Origin of the sequence: Thioclava marina (assembly GCF_002020135.1) — a bacterium.
GTDB classification, from domain to species: Bacteria; Pseudomonadota; Alphaproteobacteria; order Rhodobacterales; family Rhodobacteraceae; genus Thioclava; species Thioclava marina.
In genome coordinates this window covers 451,995-471,272 of sequence record NZ_MPZS01000002.1, presented here as the reverse complement: position 1 = coordinate 471,272, position 19,278 = coordinate 451,995, and the positions used below count along the sequence as shown (strand labels likewise).

Sequence of the window (19,278 nt, the reverse complement as noted above, 5' to 3'; positions counted from 1 at the left end):
TGCGAAGCAAGCTTGTGAACGATATGGTTCACTTTGGGGCACGGAAGAGATTGCCCCCGCATAAGGAGATGACACATGAAAAAAACGATCACGAACAAGGCAATGCTGGCGCTGTTCGTATCCTTCGCGCTGGGCGCGCTGGCGGCATGCGACCAGACGCAAGAAGCTGCGGCGGTTGCTGGTGCGGACAACGTGCCCAACATGACTGCCCATATCGAAAACCCGATGTAAGGGCCTCCGCGTCCCGAAATCAGAATTTGGCCTCGTACTCTTGCGCCCGATGGTAAGTCAGGGTGCAAGGGCGGGGCAGGCGCTCCCGTCAACTCGGCGGGAGCTTCGCCTTTCGCGCATGGTGAGGCAGTCCCTCTTTCACTGCGGGGGCGTCCTCCCGGGGTATTCGTAAGCGACCCCCCTGAATGCGGTAAAGCGGGTCACGATTGCTCTGCAATCTCGGGTTTCGCCAAGGTCGCTGTCGAAGCGGCCTGCCAGCGGCCATTAGCCTTGCGGCGTCACGCGACGCGGCTTGATCTCGACGCAGCGCTAGCGCTGGTGTCCACCCGGTCCCCGTCATTGGACGCGTTCTGGATATTTCAACGCACGAATGGCTTCGTTTCGTGTACTATCCGGAAACTGCGGCTCGGTTGCTGGCGGGCCGCAGTCAAGATTGTCAATTGTGCAAGAGTGGAGTTAGGCCCGATTGAGTTGGATGGAAAAGTCGTGCCGGATGTCTCGCTGCGAAAGCGTGCTCACGATCTATCCAACAGCGGTGCTATTCTTGTCCAAAAGAAGACACAACATTGCCATCAGCCCGTGTGATCCACCCTATTCCACGAGCGATCACGCCCGGATGCCGGGCGGCGCGAACTTGAAGGAGCTCTCGATCATGAATGTTTGCCGCGTTAGCCTTGATTTGTTTGTCGTGATTGATGATTTCCGAACCGCGGTGAAAACCAAATACAAGCTTTGCTTTTCCGACAGCCTTCCGGCGCAGGCGAAACTGGCGCCGATGGTCCTGAGCGGCTCCACAGATCCGAGCCAGCCGGAAAATGTTTTCACCTCTGCCCTGCGTCAGGAATTGTTCGGCCAGCGTGCCGTCTTCGACGCCTCGAACTTCTCGGTCGACGTCAAGGTTCGTTCCGGCGCTTCAATGGATTTGGAGGTCGAGGTCGAAAGACGCTGGCGCAGAGCCCTCGTCTCGTTTCTCGAAAGCTACATCACCAAGACGCAGCCGAAGCTCTCGTCTGAGCGCGCGCAGGGCTGGTTCACGGAGCCGATGCTCGTACCCGAGGCGCCCCGTCACTGACAGCCCCGCCCGCGGCCCGTTTCAGAGCGCAGATCGCTCTTGAGGCGTTGCGTTCTGGGCAGACAGTCGCGGAATGTGCTCAGGTTTCGATGCAACCTGGATCATCCCCCGAGCCGGCCGATGATCCGGGCCTGTTTCATCTGGTGGCGAATTTGCGATCGTAGACCCCCCGCACGAGGAGCGCCATCGCGCCTTCAAGCGGAAGCCACGCAAGGCAATAGAGCCAGACCAGCAAGGCGGCGCTCCAGCCGATCGGGGTCACGAACAGCCCGTAGACCGCGATCAGCGTGCCCAGAAGTTGCGTTGCCTCGGTCGTCGCAAAAAGCCGCAGCGCCGGGAAGGGCCTGCGCCAGAACCAGCTTTGGTGGCGCGTGACGAACAGCGTCATGTGCCCCGAGACGAGAAGCTTCAGGAAGATGATCGTCTGGATCTGGTCGCGGGGCAGGCCGAGATGGGCATCGACGAACCAGAACAGCAAGAAGGTCTCGATTACCCCTGTCACGCCGAGGGTGGCCGCGACGGTGAGCACGCGCCGCATGTCCCATCGCACCGGGCGCGGCGAGACCGAGACATTATCATAGGCGATCATCATGATCGGGAAGTCGTTGAGCACCGCCAGAAGGACGATCATGATCGCGGTGACCGGGTAGAAATCGAAGACGAGAATGGTGAGCGTCATGAACAGCAGGACCCGGATCGTCTCGGCCACGCGGAAGGTGGCGTAGCTTGTCATCCGGGCGAAGATCCTGCGCGATTCCTCGATCGCGGTGGTGATGATCGACAGGCCCTTGTCGGTCAGCACGAGATCGGCGGCAGCACGGGCGGCATCGGTCGCCCCGCTCACGGCGATGCCTGCATCGGCCTTGCGCAGGGCAGGGGCGTCATTCACCCCGTCCCCCGTCATCGCGACGATCGAGTGTCCGGCCTGTAGCGCTTCGACGATGCGGAATTTGTGCTCGGGCAGAACGCGGGCGAACCCGTCCGCGGCGCGGACATTGGCCTCGACCGTCGCGGGGTCTCCGTCAAGCAACTCGCCGGCGGGATAGATCTTTTGCCCGAGGTCGAGCTTGCCCGCGATCTGGCGCGCGATCGCCTCATGATCGCCAGTGATGATCTTGACGTCGATCCCCATCTCGCGCGCCTCTGCGATGGTGCTTGCCGCATCTGGGCGCGGCGGGTCGATGATCGGCAGCAGGCCAAGAAACTCCCAGTCCGCGTCCGCAAGCTTTCTTGCGGCCCCGAGCGCTCGGTAACCCTGCTGTGCCAGCGCCTCGACGTCGCCTTCCACCGCTTCGCGCAAGTGGGCGTCCATCGCGGCGAGCTCGACGATGACCTGAGGCGCGCCTTTGGCGACCCGCCATCGCTTTCCATCGAGTGCCACCTCGGCCTCGCTGCGCTTGCTGACGGGATCGAAGGGTGTGAAATCGAGGGTTTCGATCGCTGTCAGGGCAATCTTGTCGGCCGCGGCAAGCACCGCCGTGTCGATCGCATCGGGGGCATCGCGGTCACAGGCGAGCGCGGCCGCACTCAGCAAATCCTCGACCGCGACACCCTCTGCCGGACGCGGGTTCTCGACGGTCAATTCATTGAGCGTCAGCGTGCCTGTCTTGTCCGAACACAGCACATCCACCCCGGCCAGTTCTTCGATCGACACGAGCCGCGAAACGATTGCCTTCATCCGCGCCAGACGTTCCGCGCCCACCGCCATCGTCACCGACAAGACGGTCGGCAAGGCCACAGGGATTGCAGCGACCGTCAGGATCAGGGCGAACTGGATCACCTCGAGCGGCGGATTGTGCCGCTGGAAGGAGACGATGACGATCATCGCCACAAGAACCAGCGCAGCCGCGATCAGGAAATTGCCGATCTGCATCACGGCCTTCTGGAAATGCGACTTGCCGGTCGTGGTCTGCACAAGCGACGCGGTATGCCCGAAATAGGTCTCCATTCCGGTCGCGGTCACTTCGCCCGTCATCTCGCCCAGCTTGATCACCGAACCCGAGAAGGCTTTGTCGCCGACCGACTTGTCGACGGGCAGGGACTCGCCGGTCAGCGCCGCTTCGTCGACCGAGAGATACTGGCCCTCGAAAAGGTCCAGGTCCGCCGGAACGATCTGGCCGATCGACAGGCGCACGATATCGCCGGGCACGAGTTCGCGCGCGGCGATTTCCTGCCATTGCCGGTCCCGTTTCACGCGGGCATTCGGCGCGAGCTGCGCCTTGAGCGCCGCGATGGCCGAACTTGCCTTGCTCTCTTCTTTGAACCCCACGGCGGCGTTGATCAGCAGCATCACGAAGATCACGCCGAAATCGGACCAGTCGCGCAGCACGAGCGACAGGCCTGCGGCAAGCTCGATCAACCAGGGGATGGGGCCCCAGAAATACCCCGCGATGCGTTGTAGCAGGGTCTTTTCTTCACTCTTGAGCGCATTGGGACCGTATCGCTCGAACCGCTTCGTTGCCTCCGCCGTGCTCAGACCGGTCTTGCGGTCCGTTTTCGGCAGGTCCTTCCGGGTCTGCGGCTCAGTGACGGTCTGGTCCATTTTGCGTGTCTCCAGCTTTGGCCCCGAGAGATCCGAGCCACTGGCCGATTTCCGGCCAGACATTCGCAAGGGTATGGCTGCCCATGAAAAGTCCGATATGCCCGCCCTCGACCAGCCGGGAGACGATCTCGTCGCGCTTGGTGCCGAGGAGCGTCTCGGCTGCGAAAACCTGCTCGCGCGTGGTGATGTCGTCGCTCTTTCCCGCGAGCAGGAAGGTCGGGCTGGTGATCACGCCGAGATCGAGCTTTTGCCCCAGGCCGACGAACTTGCCCTTGGCGAAGAGGTTCTGTTTGAACAAGAGGTCGATGGCTTGCAGGTAATAGCGCCCGGGCAGATCGATCGGGTTCTCGTACCAACTCTCGAAGTGCTCGGTGCGCTTCATGAAATTCCGATCGTCAATATGCTGATAAAGGTCGACGAACTTGCCGAAATATTGCTGATCGGCATGCATGTTCTTCCAACCCGTGAGCATGAAGCGCCCCGGCATCCGGCCCTCTCCCGCCTCGACCATCTCCTGATAGGCCGAAAGCGGCATCTGATGGGCGAGCTTACGGATCGGCCCGTGCCCGGCATCGGTGTCGATGGGCGCGCCGGCCAGAACGAGGCCTGCGACCTTTTCGGGGAAACGCGCGGCATACATCGCCGACATCCACCCCCCCTGACATAGGCCCACCAACATCACGCGCCCTCCGAGATCGTCGACCGCGACATTGATCTCGGCGAGATACTTGTCGATGTCGAAATCACGCATCTCAGGCGTCGCGCTTTTCCAGTCGGTGCAGAGCACGTGCCCCAGCCCGGCGGCCAGCAGCGTCTCGATCAGGCTTTGGCCTTTCGCATAATCCGCGATGGTCGAGGAGTGACCGGCATAAGGCGCATCGACCAGCACCGGGATGCCGCCGCCGGTGCCGCCGAAATCGCGCAGCCGCATCGTGTCGAGGTCGAGGAGCACGTGGTTCTTCGTGGCCCATTGCGGCTCGGGCGGGGTCGTGATCTTCGCGGCCTCGTCGAGATAGGTCAGCCCTTTCTCGACCGCATCGAGCCCGATCTTCTGCCACTCCATCGCGGCGGCCATCGGCCAGAAGAAGGGAACGCTATGCTCATACGTCTTTTCTGCATCACTCATGATCGACACTCGCAAGAAGTTTCTGCACTGCAGTATCTTCTTGAAACGCCACCGAGGCTGAAATTGCAAGCAAAGCCGAAGGTGCGCGCGGCAACGTGAAGGTTTCGTGCGAAGGGGTGAGAGGATTGCGACGAGAGCAAACTAGGGGTTTCTCGCGTGTGCTCAATCCCTTCGGTGCAATGTGACGGGAGCTCGCGCCAAGGGGGCTCATCCTTCGATGGCGACAAGGTCGGCGGAGCGGGCGATGGGGCGCATCTGCCCCATTGCCCTCAATCTGCGCTCAGAAGATCTCGAACAGCCCCGCCGCGCCCTGACCGCCGCCGATGCACATCGACACCACGCCGTAGCGCGCGCAGCGCCGTTTGCCTTCCAGCAGGATATGCCCCGCCATCCGCGCGCCCGACATGCCATAGGGATGCCCGATAGAGATCGCGCCACCATTGACGTTGAGCTTCTCATCGGGAATGCCGAGCTTGTCGCGGCAATAGAGAAGCTGCGCCGCAAAGGCCTCGTTGATCTCCCACAGGTCGATGTCTTCGATGGTCAGTCCTGTGCGCTCCAGCAGGCGCGGGATCGCGAAGACCGGGCCGATCCCCATCTCGTCCGGCGCACAACCCGCCACCGCGAAACCCCGGAAGGCGCCCAGCGGCGAGAGCCCGCGCCTTGTCGCTTCCTCACCCGACATCACCACGCAGGCCGAAGCGCCATCGGAGAGCTGCGAGGCATTCCCGGCGGTCACGCATTTCTCGGGGCCCAGAACGGGTTTGAGGCTCTCCAACCCGTCCAGTGTCGTGCCGGCGCGATTGCACTCGTCGAGCTCCAGCCGCACCACCTCTTCATGCGTCTCGCCCGTGGCCTTGTCTTTCACGAGCTTCACCGCCTCGACCGGCACAATCTCCGCATCGAACCTCCCCGCCTCCTGCGCCGCAGCCGTGCGGTTCTGGCTTTGCAGCGCATAGGCATCCTGCATCGCGCGCGTGACGCCGTAACGTTCGGCCACGACCTCGGCCGTCTCGATCATCGACATGTAATAGGCGTCCGGCACGCCGGGGCTGCGGTAGCGATAGCCGTTCCAATGGCTGTTCTGTACCAGCGAGATCGAGTCGAGCCCGCCCGCCAGTGCCACCTCGACACCCTCGGCCATCACCATATGCGCGGCCGAGGCGATCGCGTTGAGCCCCGAGGCGCATTGCCGATCCACCGTAACCCCCGCCACCGTATCCGGCAGACCGGCGGCCAGCGCGATATGGCGCGCGACATTGACCCCGGTGGGGCCCTGGGTGAGCGCCGAACCGAAGATAGCCTCTTCGATCTCGCCGCCCTCGAGCCCTGCTCGCGCCACAGCAGCCTTCACCGCATGGGCAGCCAGCGCCGGACCTTCGAGATTGTTGAACGCGCCGCGATAGGCTTTGCCGATCGGTGTGCGGGCGGTGGAGACGATGACGGCGTCGCGCATGGGGAACCTCAGATGGTTTCGAGACCGCACCAGTCCGCGATGAACAGGGCGGTGGATTGGGTGATGCGCCGGATGCTTTCCAGCTCGACGCGCTCGTTGAAGCCGTGGATCGCCTCGGCGCGCGGGCCGTAGACCAGAGCGGGGGTGTCGGCATAAAGCCCGAAGAACCGCGCATCGGTGGTCGCGGTGATCGCCATGCGATCGAGCATCGAGCCGTTGACCGCCGCGTGCGCCGCGTCCAACGAGCCGATGGCGGCCGTGGCAGTTTCCGAACGGTCGTCCGCCAGCGCATAGCCCTCGGCCATGAAACCATGCCAGACGATCTCGGGCAGCGAGTTCTTGAGGAAGGCGTTGGAGCGCGCGGCTTCCATGATCGTGTCCACGATCTCGGCTTTTGCGGCCTCGATATCCTGACCGGGATAGATCGCGATCCGCATGTCGAACACGCACCAGGCGGGCACGGAACTCGCCCAGTCGCCGCCCTTGATCTTGCCGATGTTGAGATTGATCGGGTGATGGGTGTGACCGTATTCGGAATGCCGACAGCCGGGCGCGTTCCAACGCTCTTCCAGCCCGTGCAGCGCGGAAATCAGCGGGATCGCCGCCTCGATCGCATTCGCGCCGGAGCCCGCATAGGCAACGTGCGTCGGCAGCCCCTTGAGATGCACCTGCGCCCAGATCACGCCAAGCTGCGCAGTGACCAGTTTTTCCTCGAACGGCTCGGGGATCAGCGCGGCGTCAGCCTTGTAGCCGCGTTCAAGGCAGGCCAGCGCGCCGTTGCCGGTGCATTCCTCCTCGACGACCGATTGGAAAAACACATCCGCTGCTGGCGCCAAGCCAAGCGACCGCAGTGCATCAAGCGCGAACAGGTTTGACACCAGCCCGGCCTTCATGTCACCCGCGCCACGACCGTAAAGCCAGCCGTCATCGACATGCGGCTCGAACGGCGGACGGTCCCACATGTCCAAGGGCCCCGCAGGCACCACGTCGATATGACCGTTGAGGATCAGCGAGCGCCCCTTCTGAGTCGTGCTGCGATGGCTGCCCACCACGTTCACCGCATCCTCGTAATCGCCGATCACCGGCGAGAAGCCCGGCAGGTTCCGGATCTTGTCCACCTCGATCTGCCAGCGGTCGACCTCGTAACCGCGCTCATTGAGCGCCCCGGCCATGCAATCCTGTGCGCCTTGCTCCTGCCCACGGGTGGACGGGTACGCGGTCAGTTCGGACAGAAAGGCGATCTCGTCGTCGAACGCGTCATCGACCGCCGAGAGGATGCGGGTTTGAAGCTCTTGATCCATGTCTCACCTCAGAATGTCGGAATGTCGCCAGCGGGGATCGCGATCGGCGCGCCGGTGGCCTCGCGCAGCTCGGGCAGCGAGACACCTTCGGCCAGCTCAACCAGCGCGAAGCCCTCGGGCGTCACATCGACCACCGCCATGTCGGAATAGATCCGCGCGACGCGGCCCTTGGCGGTCAGCGGCAGGGTGCAGGCCTCCAGCAGTTTCGGATTGCCCTTGCGGTCGCAATGGGTGGTCATCACCACCACGCGCCGCGCCTTTTGCGCGAGTTCAATCGCGCCGCCCGCGCCGGGAGAGAACTTGCCCGGGATCTTCCAGTTCGCCAGATCGCCGTTCTGCGCGATCTCGAAGGCGCCGAGCAGGGTCAGGTCGAGCCGCCCCGAGCGCACCAACGCGAAGCTCACCGCACTGTCGAAAAACGCCGAGCCGGGGATCGTCGAGACATAGGCCCCGCCCGCATCGATCAGGTTCCGGTCCGCCTTGTCGTGAGGCAGGGTCGGACCGATCCCGGTCAACCCATTTTCCGAATGGAGGCAGACAGGAAAATCGGCGGGCAGGTAGTTCACCACCTTGGTCGGCAGGCCGATACCAAGGTTCACGACCATACCGGGCGCGATCTCGCGCGCGGCACGGGCCACCATGCGGGATCTAGCGTCGGACAATGCCATACTCCTGAGAAAGTTCGGACAGCTCCACGACCTGATCGACGAAAGCGCCGGGGGTCTCGACCGCGTCGGCGGCGAGGCCTCCAAGCGGAACAAGGGTCTCGGTCTCGGCGATCACCTGTTTCGCGGCCATCGCCATGAGCGGGTTGAAATTGCGCGCGGTGGCGGCATAGGCGAGGTTGCCGAACGGATCGGCGGTGGTTGCGTGGACCAGTGCCACATCGGCCCGCAAAGCGGGCTCGACCAGCATCGGGCGGCCCTCCATCTCGACGACCTGCTTGCCCTTAGCCAGTTCGGTGTCGATGCCGATATCGGTGAGGATCGCGCCCAGCCCCGCGCCGCCTGCACGGATGCGCTCGGCGAGGATGCCCTGGGCGCAAAACTCGACCTCGATCTTGCCCTCGTTCATCGCGGCGATGGCGTTGGCGTTGAGGCCGAGATGGGTGACGATCAGCTTGCGCACCTGACCCGCGGCGATCAGGTGGTCGATCCCCATGCCCGCCTCGTTCGCGTCGTTCTTCACCAGCACGAGTTCGCGCTGGTCCTGACGGGCGAGTTCGCGCAGCAGCGTGAAGGGCGTGCCGGGCACGCCGAACCCGCCGACGAGCACCGTCGCCCCTTGCGGGATCGCGGCCACGGCCTCTTCGAGCGTGGTGGATTTGTTGGGCAGCTTCATGCGCTGACCTCCTCGATCACCGGCAGGTCGTGCCTGGCGGCGAAGGCGTCGAGCGCGTCGGTCAGGATCTCCATGATCTCACCGATCTGCGGCTCGGTGATGATCAGCGGAGGACAGACGAGGAAGTGATCGCCCTCGTAACCGCCACGCGTGCGGCGCGCATAGATGATCAGCCCGCGCTCGTAAGCCAGTTCGACCAGCTCGGAATGGGCGTTCCACTCCTTGGGCAGGACCTTCATCGTCTCGCGATCCGAGACCAGCTCGAACGCCAGCAAAAGCCCCTTGCCACGCACATCGCCGATGAACGGATAGCGATCCATCAGCCCGGTCAGGCGGGTCTTCAGAACCTCGCCCATTCGCGCGGCATTGCCGACGATGTCGTGCTCTTCCATCTCTTCCAGCACGGCGAGACCGGCGGCACAGGCCAGCGGGTTGCCCGCATAGGTGAAGCCATGCAGGAAACCGCCCGCATCGAGCAGCGCCTCGACCATATCGCCCCGCGCAACCACCGCGCCCAGTGGCGCATAGCCCGCGCCGAACCCCTTGGACATGGCGATGATGTCCGGCGTGATCCCCCAATGCTCGGCTGCGAGGAACTTGCCGGTGCGGCCCGCCCCGGTCATCACCTCGTCGAAGATCAGCAGGATGCCGTATTCGCGGCAGATCTCGGCGATGCGGGTGTAATAGCTGTCGGGCGCGACCAGCGCCCCGGTCGAGGCGCCGCCCACCGGCTCCATCAGGAAGGCTAGGACGGTGTCGGGGCCTTCCGCCTCGATCTGCTCGCGCAGTTTCTCGGCATATTTGAGGCCGCGCTCTTCTTCGGTGAGGTTGTCGCGGTCGAGATAGCAGGTTGGCGCCGCGATCTTCGGCATCTCTTCGAACATCGGCGCGAACGGGCCGGTGAACAGCGGGCTTCCGGTCACGCCGAGTGAGCCCATCGTCGCCCCGTGATAGGAGGGCAGGCGCGAGATCACCTTCCAGCGGCTCGTCTGGCCCTGCGTCACCGCATATTGCCGCGCGAGTTTCATCGCGGTTTCGACCGCCTCGGAGCCGCCCGAAACGAAGAACACCCGATTGAGCCCTTCGGGCACCAGCGAGGCCACCTTGGCGGCCAGATCCTCGGAGGGACGCGTGCGGAAATGCAGGCGGTAGCCGAAGGTCGCCTTGTCCATCTGCGCCTTCATCTTGGCGAGCACGCGCGGATTGGAATGGCCGATATTGGACACCATCGCGCCCGACGATCCGTCGATATAGCGCTTGCCGGATTCGTCGTAGAGATAGATCCCCTCGCCATGGTCCAGGAACGGACGGGGCTGACGGGACTGATAGAACAGGTGGGACTGTTCGTCGCTCATTTCGCACCTTCGAGATGTTTGCGCAGGAAATTCCGGGTTCGCTCTTGCGTCGGGTTGCGGAAGACTTGCTCGGGCGGGCCTTCCTCGACCACGACGCCCTGATCCATGAACAGCACGCGGTCGCAGACCGAGGCCGCGAAATCCATCTCGTGGGTCACGATGATCATCGTCATGTGCTCTTGCGCGAGCTTCTTCATCACGAGGTTCACCTCCTCGACCAGCTCGGGATCGAGCGCCGAGGTCGCCTCGTCGAAGAGCATCAGCTTGGGTTTCATCGCGAGCGCACGCGCAATCGCCACGCGCTGCTTCTGACCGCCCGAAAGCTGCGCGGGGTAATAGTCGATCCGCTCGAGCATCCCGACGTGATCGAGCTGTTCCTCGGCGAGCTTGTCCGCCTCCTTGTCCGAGATCTTCTTGAGAAGCTTCGGCGCCATGGTGACATTCTCGCGCACGGTGAGATGCGGGAAGAGGTTGAAGTGCTGGAACACCATCCCGATTTCCTGGCGCATCTGGTTGATGTGCTTTTCATACTGGCGATGCGGCAGGGCCTTGTTCACCTGAACACCGTCGAGCCAGATTTCACCACCCGTGAGCGGATCGAGATCGTTGATCGCGCGCAGCAGCGTGGATTTGCCCGAGCCCGAGGGGCCGATGATCGCGACGATCTGGCCGCGCTCGACATTGAGCGAGATATCCTTGAGCACTTCGAGCGTGCCATAGGATTTCTGCGCGTGACGGATCTCGACGAAGGAATGGGGCGCGGTCATGTCGATATCTCCCGGTTCAGCGATAGAGGCGGTTGCGGTTCTCGAACCAGCGAAGCACCGCTTCCATGCCGAGATTGATGATGTAGTAAAGGACGGCGGCGGCCGCATAGAATTCGAAGGCGCGGTAGGTCTGGCCGATGGCACGCTGCGCCGAGAGGGTCAGTTCCGACACCCCGATCACCGAGACGAGCGCGGAGTCTTTCAGCAGCGCGATCATGTTGTTCCCGATCGGCGGGATCACGTCGCGCACCGCTTGCGGTACCACCACCTTGATCAGCGCCTGGCGACGCGACAGGCCAAGCGTGCGCGCGGCCTCCATCTGGCCCTTGTCCACCGCGATCATCGCGGTCTGGATCAGCTCGGAGTTATAGACCGCGAAGTGAAAGCCCAGACCGATCACGCCCGCCACGAAGGCCGGAAGGTCGATCCCGATCTGCACGAGCCCGAAATAGATCAGGAAGAGTTGCAGCAGCAACGGCGTGCCCATGAAGAGCCACGCGAGGAAGCGGAACGGCAACCGGATCGCCATCGGAGCATAGAGCGCGATCACCGCCAGAAGGATGCCGCCGAAGAAGCTCAGAACAGCCGAGGCCGCAGTGATCGCAACGGTCCAGAGTACGCCGAGAGCAAGCGTGCCGTAGAAAGGCGGGAGGACGGAGAAATCGAGTCCCATGTCTTACTCCTGTGCCGCTTGGGTGTGGGGGAAGGTCAGGCTCATGCGGGCAGCCTCACCTTGCGGTCGAGATAGGCCACGCCCTTGCCCGTGATCGTGATGATCACGAGGTAGAGGACACCGGCAAGGAAGAACATCTCGAAGGGTTTGTAGGTCGAGCCGATATAGCGCTGCGCGGTATAGGTCAGTTCGACCACCGAGATCGCAGAGACCAGCGCCGTGCCCTTGATCTGCGCGTTGATATTGACGCCCAGCGGACGGATCATCAGACGCAGCGCCTGCGGCAGCACGACCTTCCGGAAGGCTTGCGAGCGCGACAGGCCCAGGGTGCGGGCGGCTTCGCCCTGTCCCTTGTCGATCGCGATGATGGCGCCGCGCATCGTCTCGGTCATGTAGGCGCCGATATTGACGCCCAAGCCGATCACGCCGGCCTCGAACGCATCAAGTTGGATGCCGATCTGCGGGCCGCCGAAATAGAGCAGGAACAGCTGGATCAGCGCGGGCGTGCCGCGAAAGAAGCTGACATAGGCCGCACCCAAGAAGCGCAGTGACTTGAAGCGCGAGAGCCGGGCGGTCGCGCCGAGCGCGCCGCAGATCAGCCCGAGCGCGATGGTCAGGACCGAGAGCTCGATCGTGATCAGGGCGGCTTCGAGGAAATATGGATAGACCTTGAGGATCAGTTCCGTATCCATGCGTTCGCGGGTCCCGGCGTCTTGAGAAAAGTTTTCCGCGCCCGCCGCCGCAATCAGCGGCGGGCGCGGTTCGTATCAGCCATAAGCCGAGCGTCAGCGAATGTCGCCGCCGACCCACTTGTTGGCGATCTCGAGATAGGTGCCGTCTTCCTGCATCGCGTTGAGCGCGTCCTGCATGGCTTTCTTTAGTTCGGGATTGTCCTTGCGGATCGCGATGCCCGCCTGATCGGCCACGCCGCCCAGATCGACATCAAGCTCCTTGATCGGCGCGTCGTTCTTCGAAATCGCGAGCAGGACCGGGATATCGTCGTTCACGATCGCATCGACGCGGCCGTTCTCGAGTTCCAGCATCAGCTCGGGGAGGCCCTTGTAGGTGCGCACGTTGTAGCCCTGATCGCGGGCCCATTGCTCGTGCGTCTCGCCCAGCGTCACGCCCAGCGTCGCGGATTTCAGGTCGTCGAGGGTCTGGATCTTGCTGTCCTTGGTGACGAAGATCCCGCGGCTCATGCGATAGTAGGGGCCGACGAAATCGACGACCTTCTCGCGCTCGGGCGTGATCGACATCGAGCCGACGATGGCGTCATACTTGTTGGCCAGAAGACCGCCGATGATGCCGTCCCAGGCGGTCGTGATGATCTCGACCTTGAGGCCCATGCGCTTGGCGATTTCCTCGCCGATGGCCGGGTCGAAGCCGACGACTTCGTTCTGTTCGTTGATGAAGTTGAAGGGCGGGTAGGCGCCCGACATGGCGATGCGGATCACGCCCTTTTCCTTGAGGCTCTCCAGCTCGTCCGCCATCGCGAGCGAGGGCAGCGAAATCCCGGTCGCGGCGAGCGCGCCAGCGCCGAGCAGGGTTTTGAGAAGCGTTCTGCGGTTAGTCATGTGTCTCTCCTGATGGATTGCATAACGGGCGCCCTGTTCCCGGTGCGTCCCGCTCTGGAAAGGCCTGCTGGCCCCCTCGAAGGAAACGCTTGCATGCGGCAAGATATCGCGCAAATAAATAATCAAAATCTTCAATATAGATAAGATTGATGGTCAAGCCCTACGAACAGCGCTTCCCCTGGCACCTCGACTGGAACCTTCTGCGCACTTTCATGGTGGTGGTGGAGCAGCAGGGCATCTCGCGGGCAGCCTATTTCCTCGGGCTCAAGCAACCGACGATCTCCGCGGCGCTCAAGCGCCTTGAGGACACCACCGGGCATGAGCTTATCATCAGAAAACCAAATGAATTCAAGGTTACGCGCGCTGGAAGCCTGCTTTATCAGGAATGCGCGCAGATCTTCGGATCGGTGTCTCAGCTCCCCTCGTTGCTGCAAAGCGGGGCCGAGGAATTGCGCGGTCACATCTCGATCGCCACGACCTCTCACGTGATCTCGGACCATTACGACGCGGTGCTGCACGACTTCGCGGTCGCCCATCCCAAGGTGACTTTCTCGATCGCGGTGGCCGAAAGCGAAGAGGTCGTCAGCCGCGTGCAGCAGAACCGCGCGAGCCTCGGAATATGTCTGCTGCACAAAATTCCCGCAAACTTGAAGGCGTCGATCCTCTATCGCGAATATTTCGGCTTGTTCTGCGGCGCGCGCCATCCGCTGTTCGGACAGGAGCGAATCGAGCTTTCCGAGATCGAGGGGGAAACCTCGGTCTCGTTCCAGACCGAAACCGAGGAGGGGCCGCTCTTTCCGGTGGCGCAACTGCGCGCACGGGCGAAGCTTGCCCCGGGCTGGAGGGGCGTATCGTCGAACCTGCACGAACTGCGCCGGATGATCGTGGCCGGGGTCGGGATCGGCGCGCTGCCGCTGCATGTCGCCAAGCGCGACGTGGAAAGCGGGCGGTTGCGTCAGCTCCCGCCCTACACGGAACTGCCGATGGTCAATATCTACCTGCTGACCAATCCGCTGCGAAAGCAATCGGATGCCGAGATCGCCTTCCTTGCTCTTTGTCAGGCGGCGATCACCGGGACCGATCTTGCGGAGCGAACTTACGAATAATGCGGGGTCGGTGTCGGAACCCGGGCCGGGGGCTGATCTGCCCCGGCCCGGGTTTTGGGCAAATGCGCTCCCATCTCAGCGCGCGCGGTAGCTGCCCTGACGCTCCAGCATCCAGCCGGGATATTCGGCGGGCAGCGCGCTGACCTTGTCGAGGGTCGCCAGCTCTTCGGGATCAAGCGTGATCTGCGTCGCGCCGATATTGTCGCTCAGCTGATCGATCCGTTTCGCACCGACGATCACGCTGGTGACGACGTCTTGATGCAGCAGCCAGGCAAGCGCCACCTGTGACACGCTCACCCCCTTCGCCTCGGCAATCGGGCGCATCGCGTCGATCACGTCGAAGGCGCGATCCTTCTCGACCGGCGGGAAATCGAAGGTTGCGCGGCGACCGTCCGCCCCCTTGCCGTCGCGATCATATTTGCCCGAGAGCAATCCGCCCGCGAGGGGGCTCCAGACCATCAGGCCGATCCCGGTGTCGCGCAGCATCGGCACGATGTCGCGCTCCAGATCGCGTCCGGCAATGGTGTAATAGGATTGTAGCGAGAGGATCGGGGCGAGCTTGCGCGCCTCGGTGATGCCTACCGCCTTCATTACCTGCCAGGCCGCCCAGTTCGACAGCCCGACATATCGGATGTGGCCGTGCCGTACGAGCGTATCGAGCGCCTCGAGCGTCTCGGTGATCGGCGTCATCGGGTCGAAGCCGTGAATCTGGTAAAGGTCGACGTGGTCGAGTTGCAGCCGCGAGAGGCTCGCCTTGCATTGCTCCATGATGTGATAGCGCGAAGCGCCGCGTTGGTTGATGCCTTCGCCCATGGGGCCGAGCACCTTGGTCGCGATCACTACCTCGTCGCGTGCCACGCCGAGATTGCGCAGGCTTTGCCCGAGGATCCGCTCGCTCTCGCCCCCGGCATAGATGTTGGCGGTGTCGATGAAGTTGATGCCGGCGTCGAGCGCGGTGCGTACCAGCGCGTCGGCTTCGTCCTGGCGCAGCTGGCCGATCTGGCCCCACATGCCCTCGGAGCCGCCGAAAGTCATCGTGCCAAGGCAAAGTTCAGAGACCAGAAGGCCGCTCGGGCCGAGAGGTTTGTAACGCATGGGTCTGTCCTTTCCGGTTGAAAGGGCGCGGCATGGCCGGGCCCGATGCATCCCAAGATGGGGCAGGGGTGCGGAGCGGGCGAGAGCGATCCTCTCGAATGATTGCACGATCCTGTCATCTGGCGCTCTTGGCGCTTTGGATTGCCGGGGCAGGGGTCTAGTGTGGAAGCCATGGACAATGCAGGTTTGGACAGGCTTACGGATTGCGCGGAACGGCTGTGGCGCGTTCACGGCGCGCAATTGCCGATCGAAGGTTTGACGCTGGCGCGGCGAACGACACCGAGCGGACCCTTTCACGGTGTCTACAAACCCTCCCTTTGCGTCGTGCTGCGGGGGGCGAAGATCAGCAGGCTGGGCTCCCAGGCTTTTCGCTACGATGCCGGGAAATGCCTGATCGCCTCACTCGATGTCCCGATCCGCGCCGAGGTGGTCGAGGCCAGCCCCACCGCCCCCTATCTTGCTTTCGCGCTCAATCTCGACACGACGCTCGTGGCCGAGATGCTGATCGGTGCGCGCGGCGGCGATGCGGGAGAGGGGCCGACGCTACCCGCGCTTGCGGTGCATGAGATGGACGAGGCGCTGATCGACCCGCTCACGCGTCTCCTAGCGCTGGCCGAGACGCCGGGCGACATCCCCGTTCTTGCGCCGATGCTGCATCGCGAGATCGTCTGGCGTCTGCTCAACGGGCCGCAAGGTGCGGCGCTGCGTCAGGTGGGGCTTGCCGGAAATCGCCTCTCGCAGATCGGTCAGGCGATCGGCTGGATCCGTCAGAACTTCACGCAAACGCTCAGCGTGGCGCATCTCGCCGCTCTCGCGGGAATGAGCGCCGCGACCTTCCATCGCCATTTCAAGGCGGCCACGGGGATGACCCCGGTGCAGTACCAAAAGAGCCTGCGCTTGCAGGAGGCGCGACGGCTTCTGCTGTCGGAAGGGCGCGACGTGGCCCGGATCGGCTTTGCGATCGGCTATGACAGCCCCTCGCAATTCAGCCGCGAATACCGCCGGATGTTCGGCACGCCTCCCGGGCGTGACCTCGCCCAGATGCGCCGCGAGGTGGCGATGGTCCCCAGCCGCTGACGCCTCAGCCCGCCAGAGCCCGGAGATGCGCCTCGACGCCTTCGGCGAGCGCGGGCAGGTGATAACCGCCCTCGAGACAGGAAACGATGCGCCCGTTGCAATGCTGGGCGGCCACGGCGCAGATCGCCTCGGTCAACCAGGTGTAATCCGCGCCGGTCCAGAGCAGGCCCGAGATATCGTCATCGCGATGCGCATCGAAACCGGCCGATAGGATAATCAGATCGGGCGCGAATGCGTCCAGACGCGCAAGCGCGATCTCCCAGGCCGCACGCATTTCCTGCGTCCCCGTTCCGCTCGCAAGCGGCAGGTTCAGCACATTGTCATGCGCGCCGGTCTCCGAGGCCTCGCCCGTCCCCGGCCAGAGGGTCTCGGGCTCCTGATGGGACGAGACGAAGAAGCTGCGCGCCTCATGCCACAAGATGTCCTGCGTGCCATTGCCGTGATGAACGTCGAAATCGAGCACCCCGACGCGCGACAATCCGTGACGCTCAAGCGCATGGAGCGCGGCGAGGGCCGCGTTGCCATAGATGCAAAAGCCCATAGCGCGTGTGCGCGTCGCGTGATGTCCGGGCGGGCGGGTCGCGACAAAGGCGTGACGGCTCTCGCCCGAGAGCACCAGATCGACACCCTGCAACGCTCCCCCGGCACCGAGCAGACTTGCGCGGCGCGAGCCGGGCGAAACATGGGTGTCCTCGTCAAGATCGACATGCGCCTCGCGCGCGAAGACCTCATCGAGGGCCACGAGATAGCGCGGATCGTGGCCCAGAAGCAGATCCGCCTCGTCGGCTTCGCGCGCCTCGACGATCGGCAGGCCCATCCGGTCGATCACCGCTCGGACGGTTTCGAGACGCGCGGGGCGCTCGCGGTGACAGGGCCCGGTGTCATGGCCAAGGCAATCCTCATGGGTGATCGTGATCAGCTCGCGCATACCGCTCTCCAGCAACCGGTGGGGTGTCCATCTCTCATGTTTCGCGGCGACGCTGCGCGATGCCCGGCCAAATGACAAGCGCGACGCGGGGAACCGGCGCCATATCCGCGCCGGCGGCGACTGTCTTCGTCCTCGGCGCGAAGCGCAGCCGCAACCGGCCGCTCGCCACACAACAAGATTGACCTGCTCCCAATTGGCAATATCCTTTTGGCCCGGATGAGCTGCGGTTCATCCCGGCAATCGGATCTAAGGGAGGAGATACGATATGTGCCATGTTTTCGCCGGTCAGGACCCGGAACGCTATTCCAGCGAAACGCGCCGGCTGCGGCTCAATGGCCACAGCACGAGCATCAGGCTCGAGAATGCGTTCTGGGATATTCTCGATGAAATCGCCGCCCGCGACGGGGTGTCCACGCCGACCTTCATCTCGACATTGCATGCCGAGGTGCTGGAGCTGCGCGGCGAGCCGTCGAACTTCACGTCTCTGCTGCGCTGCGCCTGTCTGAAATTCATGGAAATCTCGACCGATCGTGCGCCGCTCGCCGTCGCCGCCGAGTGATCGAAAGCCTGACGCCAAAGTTTCTTCAAGGGTAGTATAGACCTACTACCCGGACCGCATCGGTCCGCTGCTACGCTCTCAGAACCAATGACAGCAAAGCAGCGGGAGCAACCGGTGGCAAAATCCATTCATTCCATGATCCGGGTCCTCGACGAGGATCGTTCGGTGGCGTTCTACGACAAGGCCTTCGGGCTGAAGGTCGCGGACCGTCTCGACTTTCCGGATTTCACGCTTGTCTATCTGAGCAATCCCGAGACCGAGTTCGAGCTGGAACTCACCATCAACAAGGGCCGCAGCGAGCCCTACGACCTTGGCGATGGCTACGGCCATTTCGCGGTTTCGGTCGATGATCTCGACGCTGAACACAAACGCTTTGAGGCGGAGGGGCTCGCGCCCCGCAAACTCGTGGAATTCGCGCCGGCAGGGGAGGTCGTCGCGAAGTTCTTTTTCGTGGCCGATCCGGACGGATACCAGATCGAGGTGATCCAGCGAGGCGGCCGCTTCAAGTGAGATTTTCCTAAGGGAGACATCAGGGAGGAGACGACAATGGCAACCAAGGTAGGCTCGAAAGGGCTCACCCGACGGCAGCTTTTGGCGCGGGCGACCGCGGCGGGGGCGAGTTTCGTCGTGGGCTCGGGGTTCATGGCGGCGCGCAACGCGGCCTGGGCGACCGAGCTCTCGGCGCTCCAGCCGACGACATTCGCGACGCTGGTGCAGATGGCGCGCGACATCTATCCGCACGACAGGATCGACGACCAGTATTACGTGCTCGCGGTCAAGGGCTACGACACCGCAGACGCGGCGCCCGAGATCGAGGCGGGGATCGCGGCTCTCGATGCGGCGGCGCGCGGCAAGGGGTTCGCGAATTACCTCGAAACGGGCTGGGAAAAGGATCGCGTCGCGATCTTGCGGGGCATGGAGGAGAGCCCCTTCTTCCAGAAGATCCGGGGCGGTCTCGTGACCGGTCTCTACAACCAGAAAGCGGTCTGGCCGATCTTCGGCTACGAGGGCGAGTCCTATTCCAAGGGCGGCTACATCAACCGCGGTTTTGATGACATCGACTGGCTGTAAGGGA

The 19,278-nt window shown here is 63.4% G+C and carries 20 protein-coding genes; 7 read left to right on the top strand and 13 right to left on the bottom strand.

All coding sequences use genetic code 11. The features are described from left to right. The first annotated feature begins 75 nt into the window (after positions 1-75). Together BMG00_RS17640 and BMG00_RS12505 are read left to right on the top strand one after the other, a co-directional pair. Entirely contained in the window at positions 76-231 is a 156-nt protein-coding gene (locus BMG00_RS17640) for a hypothetical protein (RefSeq protein ID WP_158521720.1), read from the top strand. A 466-nt stretch (positions 232-697) separates the two neighbouring features. Further along, entirely contained in the window at positions 698-1,303 is a 606-nt protein-coding gene (locus tag BMG00_RS12505) for a hypothetical protein (RefSeq protein WP_146642630.1), read from the top strand. 136 nt (positions 1,304-1,439) lie between these two features. Here BMG00_RS12505 and BMG00_RS12500 read toward each other — a convergent pair whose 3' ends face one another. The 11 genes from BMG00_RS12500 to BMG00_RS12450 all read right to left on the bottom strand — a co-directional run bounded on the left by BMG00_RS12500 (position 1,440) and on the right by BMG00_RS12450 (position 13,438). Continuing rightward, positions 1,440-3,845, bottom strand: coding sequence for a plasma-membrane proton-efflux P-type ATPase (locus tag BMG00_RS12500; RefSeq protein WP_078574554.1), 2,406 nt, complete (start codon positions 3,843-3,845; stop codon positions 1,440-1,442). Then, positions 3,826-4,971: an alpha/beta fold hydrolase gene (locus BMG00_RS12495; RefSeq protein ID WP_078574816.1), complete on the bottom strand. Its 1,146-nt coding sequence runs from the start codon at positions 4,969-4,971 to the stop codon at positions 3,826-3,828. The genes BMG00_RS12500 and BMG00_RS12495 overlap by 20 nt, the downstream gene beginning before the upstream one ends. Before the next feature lie 280 nt (positions 4,972-5,251). Continuing rightward, the gene (locus BMG00_RS12490) at positions 5,252-6,427 is read right to left on the bottom strand and encodes an acetyl-CoA C-acyltransferase (RefSeq protein ID WP_078574553.1); all 1,176 of its coding nucleotides are present in this window, start codon (positions 6,425-6,427) and stop codon (positions 5,252-5,254) included. 8 nt (positions 6,428-6,435) lie between these two features. Beyond that, on the bottom strand, positions 6,436-7,728 hold the full coding sequence (locus BMG00_RS12485) for an ArgE/DapE family deacylase (RefSeq protein WP_078574552.1): 1,293 nt from the start codon (positions 7,726-7,728) through the stop codon (positions 6,436-6,438). An 8-nt stretch (positions 7,729-7,736) separates the two neighbouring features. Continuing rightward, the gene (locus BMG00_RS12480; protein WP_245795026.1) at positions 7,737-8,390 is read right to left on the bottom strand and encodes a 3-oxoacid CoA-transferase subunit B; all 654 of its coding nucleotides are present in this window, start codon (positions 8,388-8,390) and stop codon (positions 7,737-7,739) included. Then, the gene (locus BMG00_RS12475) at positions 8,377-9,069 is read right to left on the bottom strand and encodes a CoA transferase subunit A (RefSeq protein ID WP_078574550.1); all 693 of its coding nucleotides are present in this window, start codon (positions 9,067-9,069) and stop codon (positions 8,377-8,379) included. Before BMG00_RS12475 ends, BMG00_RS12480 begins: the two co-directional genes overlap by 14 nt. Then, on the bottom strand, positions 9,066-10,424 hold the full coding sequence (locus BMG00_RS12470; protein WP_078574549.1) for an aminotransferase family protein: 1,359 nt from the start codon (positions 10,422-10,424) through the stop codon (positions 9,066-9,068). Before BMG00_RS12470 ends, BMG00_RS12475 begins: the two co-directional genes overlap by 4 nt. Continuing rightward, positions 10,421-11,191 (bottom strand): amino acid ABC transporter ATP-binding protein, encoded by a 771-nt coding sequence (locus BMG00_RS12465; RefSeq protein WP_078530385.1) that lies wholly within the window; start codon positions 11,189-11,191, stop codon positions 10,421-10,423. The genes BMG00_RS12470 and BMG00_RS12465 overlap by 4 nt, the downstream gene beginning before the upstream one ends. 16 nt (positions 11,192-11,207) lie before the next feature. Beyond that, positions 11,208-11,864, bottom strand: coding sequence for an amino acid ABC transporter permease (locus tag BMG00_RS12460; protein ID WP_078530386.1), 657 nt, complete (start codon positions 11,862-11,864; stop codon positions 11,208-11,210). A 41-nt stretch (positions 11,865-11,905) separates the two neighbouring features. After that, positions 11,906-12,556, bottom strand: a complete 651-nt coding sequence (locus BMG00_RS12455) for an amino acid ABC transporter permease (protein ID WP_078530387.1) — start codon at positions 12,554-12,556, stop codon at positions 11,906-11,908. Between the two features lie 93 nt (positions 12,557-12,649). Beyond that, on the bottom strand, positions 12,650-13,438 hold the full coding sequence (locus BMG00_RS12450; protein ID WP_078574548.1) for a transporter substrate-binding domain-containing protein: 789 nt from the start codon (positions 13,436-13,438) through the stop codon (positions 12,650-12,652). Positions 13,439-13,587: 149 nt separating this feature from the next. On the opposite strand from BMG00_RS12450, the gene BMG00_RS12445 reads away from it, so the two are divergent. After that, positions 13,588-14,544 (top strand): LysR family transcriptional regulator, encoded by a 957-nt coding sequence (locus tag BMG00_RS12445; RefSeq protein WP_078574547.1) that lies wholly within the window; start codon positions 13,588-13,590, stop codon positions 14,542-14,544. Between the two features lie 75 nt (positions 14,545-14,619). Here BMG00_RS12445 and BMG00_RS12440 read toward each other — a convergent pair whose 3' ends face one another. Next, on the bottom strand, positions 14,620-15,639 hold the full coding sequence (locus tag BMG00_RS12440; RefSeq protein WP_078574546.1) for an aldo/keto reductase: 1,020 nt from the start codon (positions 15,637-15,639) through the stop codon (positions 14,620-14,622). Positions 15,640-15,810: 171 nt separating this feature from the next. Here BMG00_RS12440 and BMG00_RS12435 point away from each other — a divergent pair, with 171 nt between their 5' ends. Continuing rightward, positions 15,811-16,716, top strand: a complete 906-nt coding sequence (locus tag BMG00_RS12435; RefSeq protein ID WP_078574545.1) for an AraC family transcriptional regulator — start codon at positions 15,811-15,813, stop codon at positions 16,714-16,716. 4 nt (positions 16,717-16,720) lie between these two features. Here BMG00_RS12435 and BMG00_RS12430 read toward each other — a convergent pair whose 3' ends face one another. Then, positions 16,721-17,644, bottom strand: coding sequence for a histone deacetylase family protein (locus BMG00_RS12430; protein ID WP_078574544.1), 924 nt, complete (start codon positions 17,642-17,644; stop codon positions 16,721-16,723). A gap of 265 nt (positions 17,645-17,909) precedes the next feature. Between BMG00_RS12430 and BMG00_RS12425 the strand changes: the two genes are divergently transcribed. The 3 genes from BMG00_RS12425 (at position 17,910) to BMG00_RS12415 (ending at position 19,274) form a co-directional block, all read left to right on the top strand. After that, positions 17,910-18,203: a ribbon-helix-helix domain-containing protein gene (locus BMG00_RS12425; RefSeq protein ID WP_078574543.1), complete on the top strand. Its 294-nt coding sequence runs from the start codon at positions 17,910-17,912 to the stop codon at positions 18,201-18,203. A 114-nt stretch (positions 18,204-18,317) separates the two neighbouring features. Then, the gene (locus BMG00_RS12420) at positions 18,318-18,713 is read left to right on the top strand and encodes a VOC family protein (protein WP_078530394.1); all 396 of its coding nucleotides are present in this window, start codon (positions 18,318-18,320) and stop codon (positions 18,711-18,713) included. Between the two features lie 36 nt (positions 18,714-18,749). Further along, a complete protein-coding gene (locus tag BMG00_RS12415; RefSeq protein ID WP_078530395.1) occupies positions 18,750-19,274 on the top strand; it encodes a Twin-arginine translocation pathway signal in 525 nt (174 codons plus the stop codon). Positions 19,275-19,278 lie beyond the last annotated feature (4 nt).

Coding starts and splice junctions, on each gene's coding strand:
- BMG00_RS17640 (WP_158521720.1), top strand. CDS start 76: ATGAAAAAAACGATCACGAACAAGGCAATGCTGGCGCTGTTCGTATCC.
- BMG00_RS12500 (WP_078574554.1), bottom strand. CDS start 3,845: ATGGACCAGACCGTCACTGAGCCGCAGACCCGGAAGGACCTGCCGAAA.
- BMG00_RS12495 (WP_078574816.1), bottom strand. CDS start 4,971: ATGAGTGATGCAGAAAAGACGTATGAGCATAGCGTTCCCTTCTTCTGG.
- BMG00_RS12490 (WP_078574553.1), bottom strand. CDS start 6,427: ATGCGCGACGCCGTCATCGTCTCCACCGCCCGCACACCGATCGGCAAA.
- BMG00_RS12485 (WP_078574552.1), bottom strand. CDS start 7,728: ATGGATCAAGAGCTTCAAACCCGCATCCTCTCGGCGGTCGATGACGCG.
- BMG00_RS12475 (WP_078574550.1), bottom strand. CDS start 9,069: ATGAAGCTGCCCAACAAATCCACCACGCTCGAAGAGGCCGTGGCCGCG.
- BMG00_RS12470 (WP_078574549.1), bottom strand. CDS start 10,424: ATGAGCGACGAACAGTCCCACCTGTTCTATCAGTCCCGTCAGCCCCGT.
- BMG00_RS12465 (WP_078530385.1), bottom strand. CDS start 11,191: ATGACCGCGCCCCATTCCTTCGTCGAGATCCGTCACGCGCAGAAATCC.
- BMG00_RS12460 (WP_078530386.1), bottom strand. CDS start 11,864: ATGGGACTCGATTTCTCCGTCCTCCCGCCTTTCTACGGCACGCTTGCT.
- BMG00_RS12455 (WP_078530387.1), bottom strand. CDS start 12,556: ATGGATACGGAACTGATCCTCAAGGTCTATCCATATTTCCTCGAAGCC.
- BMG00_RS12450 (WP_078574548.1), bottom strand. CDS start 13,438: ATGACTAACCGCAGAACGCTTCTCAAAACCCTGCTCGGCGCTGGCGCG.
- BMG00_RS12445 (WP_078574547.1), top strand. CDS start 13,588: ATGGTCAAGCCCTACGAACAGCGCTTCCCCTGGCACCTCGACTGGAAC.
- BMG00_RS12440 (WP_078574546.1), bottom strand. CDS start 15,639: ATGCGTTACAAACCTCTCGGCCCGAGCGGCCTTCTGGTCTCTGAACTT.
- BMG00_RS12435 (WP_078574545.1), top strand. CDS start 15,811: ATGGACAATGCAGGTTTGGACAGGCTTACGGATTGCGCGGAACGGCTG.
- BMG00_RS12430 (WP_078574544.1), bottom strand. CDS start 17,644: ATGCGCGAGCTGATCACGATCACCCATGAGGATTGCCTTGGCCATGAC.
- BMG00_RS12425 (WP_078574543.1), top strand. CDS start 17,910: ATGTGCCATGTTTTCGCCGGTCAGGACCCGGAACGCTATTCCAGCGAA.
- BMG00_RS12415 (WP_078530395.1), top strand. CDS start 18,750: ATGGCAACCAAGGTAGGCTCGAAAGGGCTCACCCGACGGCAGCTTTTG.